Source organism: Starkeya nomas (assembly GCF_902703545.1).
GTDB lineage: Bacteria > Pseudomonadota > Alphaproteobacteria > Rhizobiales > Xanthobacteraceae > Ancylobacter > Ancylobacter moscoviensis.
On record NZ_CACSAS010000001.1, the window covers coordinates 371,166 to 384,332 of the forward strand.

Annotated in this window: 13 protein-coding genes; 10 read left to right on the forward strand and 3 right to left on the reverse strand. The window is 69.1% G+C overall.

Going from position 1 to position 13,167, the window contains the following annotated elements; all coding sequences use genetic code 11:
• Positions 1–55 precede the first annotated feature (55 nt).
• From STARVERO_RS01870 to STARVERO_RS01880, 3 genes are all read left to right on the forward strand, one after another.
• Positions 56–613 (forward strand): amino acid ABC transporter permease, encoded by a 558-nt coding sequence (locus STARVERO_RS01870; RefSeq protein WP_244616494.1) that lies wholly within the window; start codon positions 56–58, stop codon positions 611–613.
• A gap of 16 nt (positions 614–629) precedes the next feature.
• Complete coding sequence (locus STARVERO_RS01875; RefSeq protein ID WP_144343934.1) at positions 630–1,442, forward strand: amino acid ABC transporter ATP-binding protein; 813 nt, start codon at positions 630–632, stop codon at positions 1,440–1,442.
• A gap of 117 nt (positions 1,443–1,559) precedes the next feature.
• Positions 1,560–2,417, forward strand: a complete 858-nt coding sequence (locus STARVERO_RS01880; RefSeq protein WP_186291992.1) for a transporter substrate-binding domain-containing protein — start codon at positions 1,560–1,562, stop codon at positions 2,415–2,417.
• Positions 2,418–2,507: 90 nt separating this feature from the next.
• Here STARVERO_RS01880 and hutC read toward each other — a convergent pair whose 3' ends face one another.
• Both hutC and STARVERO_RS01890 read right to left on the reverse strand, forming a co-directional pair.
• Positions 2,508–3,254: a histidine utilization repressor gene (gene hutC, locus STARVERO_RS01885; protein ID WP_244616496.1), complete on the reverse strand. Its 747-nt coding sequence runs from the start codon at positions 3,252–3,254 to the stop codon at positions 2,508–2,510.
• A 136-nt stretch (positions 3,255–3,390) separates the two neighbouring features.
• Entirely contained in the window at positions 3,391–4,290 is a 900-nt protein-coding gene (locus tag STARVERO_RS01890) for a LysR family transcriptional regulator (RefSeq protein ID WP_159597717.1), read from the reverse strand.
• Between the two features lie 98 nt (positions 4,291–4,388).
• Between STARVERO_RS01890 and STARVERO_RS01895 the strand changes: the two genes are divergently transcribed.
• Positions 4,389–5,138, forward strand: coding sequence for a sulfite exporter TauE/SafE family protein (locus STARVERO_RS01895; RefSeq protein WP_159597718.1), 750 nt, complete (start codon positions 4,389–4,391; stop codon positions 5,136–5,138).
• A gap of 32 nt (positions 5,139–5,170) precedes the next feature.
• Here STARVERO_RS01895 and STARVERO_RS01900 read toward each other — a convergent pair whose 3' ends face one another.
• Positions 5,171–6,151, reverse strand: a complete 981-nt coding sequence (locus STARVERO_RS01900) for a LacI family DNA-binding transcriptional regulator (protein WP_244616497.1) — start codon at positions 6,149–6,151, stop codon at positions 5,171–5,173.
• Positions 6,152–6,335: 184 nt separating this feature from the next.
• Here STARVERO_RS01900 and STARVERO_RS01905 point away from each other — a divergent pair, with 184 nt between their 5' ends.
• The 6 genes from STARVERO_RS01905 to STARVERO_RS01930 all read left to right on the forward strand — a co-directional run bounded on the left by STARVERO_RS01905 (position 6,336) and on the right by STARVERO_RS01930 (position 13,120).
• On the forward strand, positions 6,336–7,394 hold the full coding sequence (locus STARVERO_RS01905) for a sugar phosphate isomerase/epimerase family protein (RefSeq protein WP_159597720.1): 1,059 nt from the start codon (positions 6,336–6,338) through the stop codon (positions 7,392–7,394).
• 8 nt (positions 7,395–7,402) lie between these two features.
• Complete coding sequence (locus tag STARVERO_RS01910) at positions 7,403–8,542, forward strand: Gfo/Idh/MocA family protein (protein WP_244616499.1); 1,140 nt, start codon at positions 7,403–7,405, stop codon at positions 8,540–8,542.
• Positions 8,539–10,068: a sugar ABC transporter ATP-binding protein gene (locus STARVERO_RS01915; RefSeq protein WP_159597721.1), complete on the forward strand. Its 1,530-nt coding sequence runs from the start codon at positions 8,539–8,541 to the stop codon at positions 10,066–10,068. Before STARVERO_RS01910 ends, STARVERO_RS01915 begins: the two co-directional genes overlap by 4 nt.
• The gene (locus STARVERO_RS01920; protein ID WP_159597722.1) at positions 10,061–11,062 is read left to right on the forward strand and encodes an ABC transporter permease; all 1,002 of its coding nucleotides are present in this window, start codon (positions 10,061–10,063) and stop codon (positions 11,060–11,062) included. Before STARVERO_RS01915 ends, STARVERO_RS01920 begins: the two co-directional genes overlap by 8 nt.
• A 26-nt stretch (positions 11,063–11,088) precedes the next feature.
• Positions 11,089–12,048, forward strand: a complete 960-nt coding sequence (locus tag STARVERO_RS01925; protein WP_159597723.1) for an ABC transporter substrate-binding protein — start codon at positions 11,089–11,091, stop codon at positions 12,046–12,048.
• A gap of 187 nt (positions 12,049–12,235) precedes the next feature.
• Positions 12,236–13,120: a glutaminase gene (locus STARVERO_RS01930; protein WP_418655062.1), complete on the forward strand. Its 885-nt coding sequence runs from the start codon at positions 12,236–12,238 to the stop codon at positions 13,118–13,120.
• Positions 13,121–13,167: the final 47 nt, after the last annotated feature.

Below are 13,167 nucleotides of genomic sequence, written 5' to 3' on the forward strand. Positions count from 1 at the left end.
GCACCGGTCTCCTGCTCCTTCAGTAGTCCGATAATCTGCTCTTCCGTGAACCGCGATGGTCGCATCGTCCGTCTCCGTAATCGACGGACTCTACCCAAATCTGGAGGAAGTTCAGGGTCTCAGGTCACGGGGCACGCCGTTCCTGATCCAGCTCTTCGTGATCTATTACGGCGGCCCGTTCTTCGGCCTCGACCTGACGCCGCTCGTCGCCGGCGTCGCGGGGCTGGCGCTCTATGGCGGCGCCTATTTCTCGGAGATCTTCCGGGCCGGGTTCCTGTCCGTGCCGCCGGGCCAGATCGAGGCGGCGCGGATGATGGGCATCGGCCGGCTCGACATCGTACGGCACGTGCAACTGCCGCAGATGCTGGTGATCATCCTGCCCGCGCTCGCCAACATGACGGTGCTGCTGTCGAAGGAGACGGCGGTGCTGTCGGTCATCACGGTGAACGAGCTGACCTCGGTCGTGCAGTCCATCGGCTCGACCACCTTCGCCTTCGCCGAGACGCTGCTGTTCCTGGCGCTCGTCTACTGGGCATTCCTCGAAATCGTCACGGCGGCGGCGCGGCGGCTGGAGAAGCGGGTTGGCCGCTTCATGCTGCGCACGCAGGGCTGAACCGGAAAGGACGGACATGGCCGAGCGACCGATCATCGACGTGCGCGGCGTGTGGAAGCGCTTCGGCGACGTCGAGGTGCTGAAGGGCATCGACCTCGCCATCGCGAAGTCCGAGGTGACCTGCATCATCGGGCCGTCCGGCTCGGGCAAGTCGACGCTGCTGCGCTGCATCGCCTTTCTGGAGGAATACAGCGAGGGCGAGATCTACATCGAGGGCGAACTGCTCGGCTTCTCGCTGGAGAACGGCAAGCGCCGCCGGGTCTCCGATGCCGAGGTCGCGCGGGTGCGGCGCAATGTCGGCTTCGTGTTCCAGCAGTTCAACCTCTGGCCGCACATGACGGCGCTGGAGAACGTCGCCGCGCCCCTGAAGCTGGCGCGCGGCATTGCCCGCGAGGACGCGGAGAAGCGCGCCCGCCGCATGCTGGAGAAGGTCGGGCTGAGCCATCGCGCCGAGGCCTATCCGAGCCAGCTTTCCGGCGGCCAGCAGCAGCGCGTCGGCATCGCCCGCGCGCTCGCCATGGAGCCGCACATCATGCTGTTCGACGAGCCGACCTCGGCGCTCGATCCCGAACTGGTCGGCGAGGTGCTGCAGGTGATGCGCGATCTCGCTGGCGAGGGCATGACCATGGCGGTGGTGACCCACGAGATGGGCTTCGCCGCGCAGGTGGCCGACACGGTGGTGTTCATCGATCACGGGGTGATCGCCGCCTCCGGCTCGCCGCAGCAGGTGTTCCGCCACGAGGAGAACCCCCGGCTGCGCCAGTTCCTGCAGAACTACTTCGAGCGTAACGTGTTCTGGCAGGGCTCCGACGCGGCGCCGGCGTCCTGACGAAAGACGGCCGGTCGCGTGTTGCGGCGCGAAAAGGCTTATGTCTATACTTTTATTCATAAGGAAAGCCGGTGGCGCGGGAGCCACCCATAGCTTCCACGGGAACAGGAGAGACAGATGATCCAGCTTAGCCGGCGGAGCTCCGCCGTGATCCGCGCCGCGCGCTTCGCGGCGCTCGGCGTGGTGGCGTCCATGGCCTTCGCGGGCCTGGCGCGCGCCGAAGACGTGCTGGCCAAGGCGAAGGCCAAGGGCGAGCTCACCGTCGGCACCGAGCTTCAGTTCGCGCCGTTCGACTTCGTCGAGGACGGCAAGCAGGCCGGCATGAACAAGGAGATCTTCGCCGAGATCGGCAAGGAACTCGGCGTGAAGGTCACCTTCCTCGACCTGCCCTGGCCGAGCGTGCTGCCGGGCCTTGAGGCCGGCAAGTTCGACATGGTTGCCGGCCCGGCCACCATTACCAAGGCGCGCATGGAGCGCTACCGCTTCTCCTCGCCGATCGCCAATGCGACGGTCGCGATCCTGAAGAAGAAGGGCGACACCTCCATCACCAAGCCGGAAGACATCGCCGGCAAGAAAGTCGGCAGCGCCAAGGCGACCGCCCAGCTCGCGCAGCTGCAGGATTTCGCCAAGACGCTGAACCCGCCGCCCTCGGCGATCCAGGAATATGTCGACTTCAGCCAGTCCTATGCGGATCTGGGCGCCGGCCGCATCGTCGCGGTGGCGAACTCGCTGCCGAACATCGCCTACCTCGCCAAGACCAAGCCCGACGTGTTCGAGGTGGTGCAGCCGCCCTTCGGCAAGCCGGTCTATTTCGGCTTCATCGGCACCAAGGCCGAGGATTCCAAGTCGCTCATGGACGCGGTCGACGCCATCATCATCAAGATGAAGCATGACGGTCGCCTCGCGGCCCTGCAGAAGAAGTGGTTCGGCACCGAGATGGAAACGCCGGATCAGGTGACGGAAGCGAGCTTCTGACGCCCGGCGCGATCTTCGCGCCGACCTTTGAGAAACCCCGGATCGGCTGCCGCCGGTCCGGGGTTTTCATTTCCGGGAGCCGCTTCGGGGCTATCCCTGCGGCGAGAAGCGGGCGACGAGATCGTAGGCGTCGCCGCGGAAGAGCTGGCGCACCACGGTGACGGTCTCGCCGCCGCGCCAGGTCCGCCGCTCCAGGCTGAGGCACGCCGTGCCCTTCGGCACCCGCAGCGCCTCCGCCGCCCGCGCACTGGCGCCCACCGCGCAGATCCGGTGCTCGGCTTCCGTCCATGGCACATGCCGGAGCAGCCATGAGCCGGGCGGGGTCGCGGCGAAATCGGTCTCGGCCGCCTCGGGAACGCTGCTCAGGCTGATGAGGCGGTCCTCCAGCGCCAGCGGCCGTCCATTGGCCAGATGCAGGCAGGAGAGGTCCAGAACCTCGCGCGGCTGCCCCTGCGTCTGAAGGTCGGCCGGGTCCTTGGCGGTCGCGGGCCGGCGGCGGCGGCGCAGCAGCGTGTAGCCGTAGCTCTCGCCCCGGGCCGCGATCTCGCTGGGAATGTCGGGAATGTGCAGCATGGCCGAGTGCAGGCGCGGCTGCGCGACGAAGGAGCCGGCCCGGCGCCGCCGTTCCACCAGCCCGGCCGCGACGAGCCCGGCGATGACCTTGTTCACGGTCATCCGCGCGCAGCCATACTGCACCATCAGCTCGTGCTCGAAGGGAATGCGATGCCCCGGCGGCCATTCCCCGGAGAGGATCTTGGCTTCGAGGTCGGCGCGGATGCGCTGGTGCAGCGTCGGGACGGGGTCGGTAGCAGCCGGGATGTGCACGGTAGCGGTCACGCCGAATGCCCTTGTCTCGCCCGCCGGCGGCAGGATCGCGTCACCCGCGATGTCGTCACAGGATAGATATAGACATTATCATAGCCCGGCAGAATGGTGCGATGCCATCGGGGAGCGAGCTTGCCGAGGATAGCGGCTATCGGCGCTTCCTCCCGGCGGGTTGCGCCAGATGCTCGAAGAGGCTGCGCGCGGAAGGCGTCAGTTCCGGCTCGCTGCGGATGCAGACCGAAAGCCGCCGCGTGGCCCATCGGTCGGCGAGGGGAATGGCGGTGATCGGCGACGACCGCTGGCCGCGCCGCGCCGCCGTCGCCGGGATGACGCCGATGCCGGTGCCGTCTCCCGCCATCCGGCAGATGCCCTCGAAGGTGCGCATCTTCACGCGGATCTTCAGTCGGCCGCCGATATTCGCCGCCCGTGCGTCGAGATTGTCCTGCAGGGCGCCCTCCGCGAGGCCGATGAACGGTTCGCCCAGCAGCTCCGCGAACTGGAGCCGGTCCTTCGCCGCGAGGCTGTGGCCGCGCGGAACGACCGCGACCAGCCGGTCAATGGCGAAGGGGCAAAGATGCAGGCTGCCGGCATCCACGGCGTCCGACAGGATGCCGATCTCGGCGAAGCCCGCCGTGACGCTCCGGGCGATATCGAGGCTCTCCCGCTCCTTCAGCTCGATGTCGACCTGCGGATGCGTAGCCATCCAGAGGCCCAGCCGCTCCGGCAGGAATTCGGTGACGGCTGCGGTGTTCGCCAGCAGGCGAACGGTGGCGCGAAGCCCCCGGGCATAGGCGCCGAGTTCGCCGCGCATCTGCGCGATCTGCCGCAGGATGGTGCGCGCATGGTGGGCAAGCGCCTCGCCGGCCTCGGTGGGTCTCACGCCGCGCCGGCCGCGCTCCAGCAGCACGACGTCGCCGGCCGCCTCCATGTCGCGCAGCCGCTCGCTCGCGGCCGGCAGGGAGAGGCCGGCTTCGGCCGCCCCGCGGGTGATGCTGCCCGCATCCACCACGGCGAGGAACAAGCGGAGATCGCCGAGATCGAAGCGCATGCCGCCAATGATACCCCGTCACCGGCCTTCGGGAAAGCCGAAGTCTGGCTGCGGAACATCCGCATTGCCGGGGCGGGTGGATGGCCTAGGCGGAAGGCATGTTCGATCTTCCGCCCCCGCTTCTCGCCGCCGTCGCGGCGACCTTCTTCGCCGCCGGCTTCGTCAAGGGCGTCACCGGCATGGGCCTGCCGACCGTCGCCATGGGCGTGCTCGGCGCGCTGATATCGCCGCTCACCGCCGCGAGCCTGCTCATCGTGCCGTCCCTCGTCGCCAATATCTGGCAGCTCCTGGCCGGCCCGAGTTTCGGCCCGCTGCTGCGCCGGCTCTGGCCGATGATGCTGGCGATCGCGGCCGGGACGGTCCTCGGCACTTCCTGGCTCGCCAGCGGCGACACCCGCCTGACCACGGCGGCGCTCGGCGGCGCGCTCGTGCTTTATTCCGGCTACACGCTGCTGGCCCGCCAACTCAGCGTGGCCCAGCGCCTGGAGCCATGGCTGTCGCCGGTCATCGGCGCGGTGACCGGCATGGTGTCCGGCGGCACCGGCGTGTTCGTCATTCCCGCCGTGCCCTATCTGCAGGCGCTGGGGCTCGGCAAGGACGATCTGGTGCAGGCGCTGTGCCTGTCGTTCACCGTGTCGACCGTCGCGCTGGCGGCGGGGCTTGGGGTGCGCGGCGTCTTCCAGTTCGACAATCTGGCGCTATCGGCGCTGGCCATCGTTCCGGCGCTTGCCGGCATGGGGGCGGGGCAGGTCGTTCGCGGGCGGATCAGCCCGACGGCGTTCCGTCGCGGCTTCCTGTTCTGCCTGCTGCTGCTGGGCGTGGAGATGCTGGCGAGGGGATTGGCCTGAGACGACGCCGGGAAGTGGGATGCTCTCAGGGCTTAGACTGGCGTTTCCGACACGACCCCGGTGCTGCCGCGCCGTACCAGTTCCACCGGCAGCACCGTGTCGTCGGCCCGGTCGTCGCCGGCGATGCGGTCGAGCAGGCGCTGGGCGGCGCGACGGCCGATGGCCTCGCGCGGCTGGCGGATGGTCGAGAGCGGCGGCGTCATGTGCGCGACCAGTTCGATGTCGTCGAACCCCATGACCGAGACGTCGTGCGGCACCGTTATTCCATGGTGCTGGACTTCGCCGATGAAACCGCAGGCCATGGCATCGCTGGCGAGGAAGACGGCGGTCGGGCGCTCTGCCCGCGGCAGGGCGAGCCATTCGGCGCCGGCGCGGCGGCCCGATTCCAGCGTGAAATCGCCCGGGAAGATGCGCGGTGCCGGCAGGCCGTGCGCGGCGAGCGCCTGCTCGGTGCCGGCCAGCCGGGCCTCGCTCAGTACGTTGCCGGGCGGGCCGGCGACATGGGCGATCCTCTTATGGCCGAGTTCGATGAGGTGCTCGATCGCCATGACCGCTCCCTGCCGGTTGTCGATCTTCACCCGTGGCGCGGCGAGGCCGGGAATCCACTCGCAGGCGAGCACCACCGGCACGCGGCGGGACAGCCCTTCCGCCGGCAGCGAGCCGTCGAGCACGATCAGCCCGTCGGCCCGGCTCGGCTCGGCATAGGCGAGAAGCGATTCGCCCCCCTCGGCGCGGGTATCGGCCACCAGCAGATTGTAGCCAGCCGGCGCCAGCACCGAGGCGATGCCGGCGAGGATCTGCGAGAAGAACGGGTTGGACAGGTTGGGCACCAGCGCGACGACCCCGCCGGTCCGCCGGTGGCGCAGATTGCGCGCCGCCAGATTGAGCCGATAGCCGGTCTGCCGGATCGCCTCCTCCACCAGCCGCCGCGTTTCCGCGCTGACCACCTGCGGATTGGAGAGGACGCGGCTGACCGTGGCGGTGGAAACGCCGGCAAGGCGCGCTACATCCACGATTTTCGGTCTCTGGTGCTCCATTGCCCCTCCATAGACGGGCGGTGGGGCGGCTGGCAATCCGCCGGGATTGTCGGCGTTACCCCTCTTGCAACCGATTTCATAACTCCGCTACGCTGAATGCAACCGATTACAAAAAGAACGACGCCCGGCCGGTTACCGGCAGGGCGCATCGGGAGGAAAGATGCGGACGATCAAGGGGCCGGGCCTGTTTCTGGCCCAGTTCATCGGCGCCGACGCGCCGTTCGACAGCTGGAAAGCCATCACGCGCTGGGCGTCCGGCTGCGGCTATGTCGGCGTTCAGGTGCCCACCAACGACGCGCGCATCCTCGACCTCGACGCGGCCGCCGGCTCGCGGGACTGGTGCGCGCAATGGGCGGGGGAGGGCTCCGACAACGGCGTCGTGGTGACGGAGCTGTCGACCCATCTGCAGGGCCAGCTCGTGGCGGTGCATCCCGCCTATGACGCGATGTTCGACGCCTTCGCGCCGGCCGCCGTCCACGGCAAGCCGGCGGCGCGGCAGGAGTGGGCGGTCGAGCAGGTGAAGAAGGCGCTCACCGCCTCCCATAATCTCGGCCTCACCGCCATGGCGAGCTTCTCGGGCGCGCTGGCCTGGCCCTATGTCTATCCGTGGCCGCAGCGTCCGCCGGGGCTGGTTGAGGAAGCCTTCGACGAACTTGCCCGCCGCTGGCGGCCGATCCTCGACCATGCGGAGGAATGCGGCGTCGACATCTGCTTCGAGATCCATCCGGGCGAGGATCTGCACGACGGCGACAGCTTCGAGATGTTCCTCGACCGCGTGGGGCACCATCCGCGCGCGAAGATGCTCTACGATCCCTCGCACTACGTGCTGCAGCAGCTCGATTATCTCGATCACCTCGACATCTATGCCGAGCGCATCGGCATGTTTCACGTCAAGGATGCCGAGTTCAATCCGACGGGGCGCAAGGGCGTCTATGGCGGCTACCAGCCGTGGCTAGGCCGTGCCGGACGCTTCCGCAGCCCCGGTGACGGGCAGGTCGATTTCGGCGCCATCTTCTCGAAATTTGCCGCGATGGATTTCGAGGGCTGGGCGGTGGTGGAGTGGGAGTGCTGCCTGAAGCATCCCGAGGACGGCGCGCGCGAGGGGGCGGCCTTCGTGAAGAGCCACATCATTCGCGTCACCGAGAAGGCCTTCGACGATTTCGCCGCCGCCGGCACCGACCGCGCCGCCAATCGCCGCCTGCTGGGGCTGGACCGATGAACACCCCGATGCTCCACGCTCCGATCCGGCTGGGCATGGTCGGCGGCGGCAGCGGCGCCTTCATCGGCGCCGTGCACCGCATCGCCGCGCGGCTGGACGGCGAGTTCCAGCTTGTCGCTGGCGCCCTGTCCTCGACGCCGGAGAAGGCGCGTGCCTCGGCGCAGGCGCTGGGGATCGCGCGCAGCTATGACGACTTCGCCGCCATGGCACGGGCCGAGGCGCGGCGCAGGGACGGCATCGAGGCGGTGGCCATCGTCACTCCGAACCACATGCATGCCGAACCGGCGATTACGTTCCTCAAGCGCGGCATCCACGTGATCTGCGACAAGCCGCTGACCGCCACCCTGGCGGAAGCGCGAAAGCTCGCGAAGGTCGCCGGGCGCTCCGACGCGCTGTTCATCCTCACCCACAACTATACCGGCTATCCGATGGTGCGGCAGGCCCGCGCCATGGTTGCCGCCGGCGATCTCGGTGCGCTCCGGCTGGTGCAGGTGGAATATGCGCAGGAATGGCTGACCGAGGCGGCGGAGAAGCACGGCTCCAAGCAGGCGGAATGGCGCACCGACCCGGCGCGTTCCGGCGCGGGTGGTGCGACGGGGGACATCGGCACCCACGCCTACAACCTCGCCTGCTTCGTCTCCGGCCTGACGCCGGAAGCGCTGGCGGCGGACCTTTCCAGCTTCGTGCCGGGACGCGCGCTCGACGACAACGCCCATGTGCTGCTGCGCTTCGCCGGCGGCGCGCGCGGCATGCTCTGGGCAAGCCAGGTGGCGCCGGGCAACGAGAACGGGCTGCGCCTGCGCCTCTATGGCGAGAAGGGCGGGCTGGAATGGGCGCAGGAAGACCCGAACCGCCTGTGGTTCACGCCCTTCGGCGAACCCAGGCGCCTCGTCACCCGCAACGGCGCCGGCGCCGGGCCGGAGGCGGCGCGGGTCTCGCGCATTCCGCCCGGCCATCCCGAGGGCTATCTCGAAGCCTTCGCCAACATCTATGCCGAGGCGGCCCGCGCCATCCGCGCCCGGCGGACGGGTGAGGCGCCGCCGGCCGGCACGATCTATCCGACGCTGGCGGACGGGCTCGCCGGCATGCGCTTCGTCGAGGCCTGCGTGCGGTCCTCGCAGCGTAACGCCGCCTGGGTGACGCTATGAGCGCGGCGGATACTTCCCCGGTGAACGCCTCCCCGGGGCCGGTGCTGGAGCTGGTCGACGTCCGCAAGAGCTTCGGCCCGATCGAGGTCCTGCACGGGGTCGACTTCGCGCTCCGCCCCGGCGAGGTGCATGCGCTGATCGGCGAGAACGGCGCCGGCAAGTCGACGATCATGAAGATTCTCGGCGGCTTCCTCGCGCCGTCCTCGGGCGAGGTGCGGCTCGACGGCCGCCCCGCGCCCTATGCCAGCGGTGCGCAGGCCGAGGCGGCAGGCGTCGTGGTGATCCATCAGGAGTTCAATCTCGCCCCCGACCTGACGGTCACCGAGAATGTGTGGCTCGGGCGCGAGCTGGGCCGCGTCTTCCTCGATCATCGCGCCATGCGCGAGGGCACGCGCAAGCTGCTGGACGAGCTCGACAGCCGCATCGACCCGGATGCGCGCATCCGCGACCTGCCGGTGTCGGACCGGCAGATGGTGGAGATCGCCAAGGCTCTATCGCGCAACGCCCGCGTGCTCATCATGGACGAGCCCTCGGCGGTGCTGACGCATCGCGAGGTCGAGGTGCTCTTCCGCCAGATCGACCGGCTGCGCGCCCAGGGCGTGGCGCTGCTCTACACCTCGCACCGGCTGGAGGAAGTCACGCGCCTCGCCGACCGCGTCACCGTGCTGCGCGACGGCGCCGTCGTGCGCCGGGCGATGCGTGGGGAGCTGACCGAGGACGGCATGGCCACCGCCATGGTGGGGCGCGATCTCGAGGACATCTATCCCGCGCGCCGGCACGAGGCCGGCGAGCTGGCGCTGGAGGTGCGCGGCTTTTCCGTGCCGCCGCTGGTGCACGGCGTCTCCTTCACCCTGCGACGGGGCGAGGTGCTCGGCATTTCCGGGCTCGTCGGCTCCGGTCGCACGGAGCTTGCCGAGGGGCTGGTGGGCCTGCGCGCGGCGAGCGGCGAGATCCGGCGCAACGGCGCGCCGGTGCGCATCGCCTCGGTGCGGGAGGCGGCAGCACAGGGCATGGCCTATCTCACCGAGGACCGGAAGGAGCGCGGCCTGCTGCTCGACAAGAACCTGCGCGAGAACCTGACCCTTTCCACCCTGCCGCGCTTCGGCAGCCCCTTCATCTCCGCCGCGCGGGAAGAGGCCGCGCTCACCCGGGCGATCGGCGATTTCGATATTCGCGCGCCCCGCCGCGACATGGCGGTGGGCAACCTGTCGGGCGGCAACCAGCAGAAGCTGCTGCTCGCCAAGACGCTGCTGTCGGACCCGGAGATCGTCATCATCGACGAGCCCACGCGCGGCATCGACGTGGGTACGCGAAGCCAGATCTATGCCTTCATCGACCGCCTCGCCCGCGAGGGGCGGAGCGTCATCGTGATTTCGTCGGACATGCCCGAGATTCTCGGCCTGTCCGACCGCGTGCTGGTCATGCGGCAGGGTGCGATCGCCGGCGAACTGGCGGGCGAGCGCATCAGCGAGACCGATGTGGTCCGGCTGGTGATGGGCACAAGCGAGGAACGCGCCGATGTCTGACACCGCCCTTTCCCGCCCCGCCGGCGCCTCGCGCCTGCCGGCCCTCTCGGCCCTCGGCCCGCTGCTGGCGCTGATCCTGCTGGTGATCCTCGGCGCCGTGCTGAACGACAATTTCCTTTCCGCCGGCAACATCACCAACGTGCTGGCCCGTTCGGCCTTCATCGGCATGATCGCGGTGGGCATGACCTTCGTCATCACCTCCGGCGGGCTCGACCTGTCGGTGGGCTCGATGGCCGCCTTCATCGCCGGGGTGATGATCCTCGCCATGAATGCGCTGCTGCCGTCGATGGGCGTCGGCGTGCCGCTGATCCTGGTCGGCATGGCCATCGCGCTGGCGGTGGGGCTGCTGGCGGGGCTGGCCAACGGGCTTCTGGTCACGCGCGCCGGCATCGAGCCGTTCATCGTCACGCTCGGCACCATGGGCATCTTCCGCTCGCTGGTGACGTGGCTGGCCGATGGCGGAACGATCAGCCTCGACTTCGCGGTGCGCCAGCTCTACCGGCCGGTCTACTACTCCGGGCTGTTCGGTATCGCCTGGCCGATCCTCGTCTTCGCGGCCGTCGCCGTCGCCGGGCAGGTCGCCATGCGCCACACGCGCTTCGGCCGCTATTGCGAGGCCATCGGCTCCAACGACAAGGTGGCGCGCTACTCGGCCGTCGGGGTCGAGGGGGTGCGGTTGATGACCTACGTGCTGCTCGGCCTGCTCGTCGGTCTCGCCACCATCATGTACGTGCCGCGCCTCGGCTCCGCCTCGGGCTCGACCGGCATGCTGTGGGAGCTGGAGGCCATCGCCGCCGTCATCATCGGCGGCACCGCGCTCAAGGGCGGCCATGGCCGCGTCTGGGGCACGGTGGTGGGCGTGCTGATCCTCAGCCTGATCGACAACATCCTGAACCTTGCCGACCTCGTCTCGCCCTATCTCAACGGCGCGATACAGGGCGTCATCATCGTGCTCGCGGTGGTTCTCCAGCGCGGGAAATCATCATCCGCCTGAGAGCGGAGAAACGGGAGGAAACAACAATGGAACGCAGGACTTTCCTCGTCTCGACCGCAGCGGCGGTCGCGGCCGCCAGCCTCGCCACGCCGGCGATGGCGCAGGACAAGAAGGCGGTGATCGGCGTCTCGATCCCCTCCGCCACGCACGGCTTCATGGGCGGGCTGAACTGGCACGCGCAGGAGACCATCAAGCGGCTGAAGGCGACCTATCCCAACCTCGACTTCGTGCTCGCCACCGCCGGGGCGGTCGGCAAGCAGGTGAACGACATCGAGGACATGATGGCGACCCGCAACATCGACGCGCTGGTCGTGCTGCCCTTCGAATCCGAGCCGCTCACGAGCCCCGTCAAGGCGGTGAAGGACGCGGGCAAGTGGGTGACGGTGGTCGACCGCGGCCTCGCCCAGGCGGGGATCGAGGATCTCTACGTCGCCGGCGACAACACCGCCTTCGGCCGCGTGGCCGGCGAGTACTTCAAGGCCAACCTCAAGCCCGGCGCCAAGATCGTGGTCCTGCGGGGCATCCCCACCACGCTCGACAATGAGCGCGTCGACGCCTTCAAGGCCGCCGTCGACGGATCGGGGATCGAGATCCTCGACATGCAGCACGGCAACTGGAACCGGGACAAGGCTTTCTCGGTGATGCAGGACTACCTGTCCAAGCACAAGCAGATCGACGCCGTGTGGGCGGCCGACGACGACATGGCCATCGGCGTGCTGGAGGCCATCGCGCAGGCCGGCCGGCAGAAGGAGATGTGGGTCGTCGGCGGCGCCGGCATGAAGGAGATCGTGAAGCGGATCATGGACAAGGACCCGCAGCTCCCGGTCGACGTCACCTATCCGCCGGCGCTCATCTCCACCGCGCTGGAGATCACGGCGCTGCGCTTCGTCTCCAACACGCCGGTCTATGGGCGTTTCATCATCGGCTCGACGCTGATCACGCCGGACAACGCGGCGCAGTACTACTTCCCCGACAGCCCGTTCTGAGGCCGCCGCGAGGCGGGGCATGCGTCCCCGCCTCGCGGGCATCGGTGGCGCCAGACGGCGAACGGCACTGGCATTGCACGGGGCGTCTGCGCTATCCCGCAGCGTGCCGGCCTTGCCGGCGGCCAGCCGAAGGTGACAGAACACCGTGCCCGATCTCGACCTCATCGTCCGCGAAATCGCCGAAGAGATGCGCGCCCGCCCGGATCGCGGCGAGGTGGCGAGCTATATTCCCGAGCTGGCCGGCGTCGATCCGAACGCCTTCGGCATCGCCGTGGTCAGCGGCGACGGGCAGGTGGCCGTCGGCGGCGATGCCGACGTGCCCTTCTCCATCCAGAGCATCTCGAAGGTGTTCACCCTCACTTTGGCGCTCGGCAAGATCGGCGACCGGCTGTGGCGGCGGGTGGGGCGTGAACCGTCGGGCAGCCCGTTCAACTCCATCGTGCAGCTGGAGGCGGAGCACGGCATTCCGCGCAACCCCTTCATCAATGCCGGCGCCATCGCCGTCACCGACGTCATCCTCTCCGGCCACCAGCCGCGCGAGGCGCTGGGGGAGATCCTGCGCTTCATGCACTTCCTCGCCGAGGACGGCGGCATCGGCATCGACGAGGCGGTCGCCGCCTCCGAGCAGCGCACCGGCTTCCGCAACCGGGCACTGGCGAACTACATGAAGTCGTTCGAGGTGCTGGAGAATCCGGTCGACTTCACGCTCGGCGTCTATTTCCACCACTGCGCCATCGCCATGAGCTGCCGCCAGCTTGCCATGGCCGGGCGCTTCCTGGCCCATGGCGGGCGCAATCCGGCGACGGGGTTCTCGGTGGTGTCGCCGGAGCGGGCGCGGCGCATCAACGCCATCATGCTGACCTGTGGTCACTATGACGGCTCGGGCGAGTTCGCCTATCGCGTCGGTCTGCCGGGCAAGAGCGGGGTGGGGGGCGGCATCCTGGCCATCGCGCCGGGCAAGGCCTCGATCGCGGTCTGGTCGCCGGGGCTCGACGCCAGCGGCAATTCCCATCTCGGCCGCATCGCGCTGGAAGCGCTGACCCAGCGGCTCGGCTGGTCGATCTTCGGCTAGCGGGCGCTCGCCATCCGCCGGATATGACAAGAGGGCCGGACGGTCGG

What these genes read in the sequence shown, in the direction of transcription:
- STARVERO_RS01870 (WP_244616494.1), top strand. Translation starts at nt 56, where the DNA reads ATGGTCGCATCGTCCGTCTCCGTAATCGACGGACTCTACCCAAATCTG.
- STARVERO_RS01875 (WP_144343934.1), top strand. Translation starts at nt 630, where the DNA reads ATGGCCGAGCGACCGATCATCGACGTGCGCGGCGTGTGGAAGCGCTTC.
- STARVERO_RS01880 (WP_186291992.1), top strand. Translation starts at nt 1,560, where the DNA reads ATGATCCAGCTTAGCCGGCGGAGCTCCGCCGTGATCCGCGCCGCGCGC.
- STARVERO_RS01890 (WP_159597717.1), bottom strand. Translation starts at nt 4,290, where the DNA reads ATGCGCTTCGATCTCGGCGATCTCCGCTTGTTCCTCGCCGTGGTGGAT.
- STARVERO_RS01895 (WP_159597718.1), top strand. Translation starts at nt 4,389, where the DNA reads ATGTTCGATCTTCCGCCCCCGCTTCTCGCCGCCGTCGCGGCGACCTTC.
- STARVERO_RS01905 (WP_159597720.1), top strand. Translation starts at nt 6,336, where the DNA reads ATGCGGACGATCAAGGGGCCGGGCCTGTTTCTGGCCCAGTTCATCGGC.
- STARVERO_RS01910 (WP_244616499.1), top strand. Translation starts at nt 7,403, where the DNA reads ATGCTCCACGCTCCGATCCGGCTGGGCATGGTCGGCGGCGGCAGCGGC.
- STARVERO_RS01915 (WP_159597721.1), top strand. Translation starts at nt 8,539, where the DNA reads ATGAGCGCGGCGGATACTTCCCCGGTGAACGCCTCCCCGGGGCCGGTG.
- STARVERO_RS01920 (WP_159597722.1), top strand. Translation starts at nt 10,061, where the DNA reads ATGTCTGACACCGCCCTTTCCCGCCCCGCCGGCGCCTCGCGCCTGCCG.
- STARVERO_RS01925 (WP_159597723.1), top strand. Translation starts at nt 11,089, where the DNA reads ATGGAACGCAGGACTTTCCTCGTCTCGACCGCAGCGGCGGTCGCGGCC.
- STARVERO_RS01930 (WP_418655062.1), top strand. Translation starts at nt 12,236, where the DNA reads ATGCGCGCCCGCCCGGATCGCGGCGAGGTGGCGAGCTATATTCCCGAG.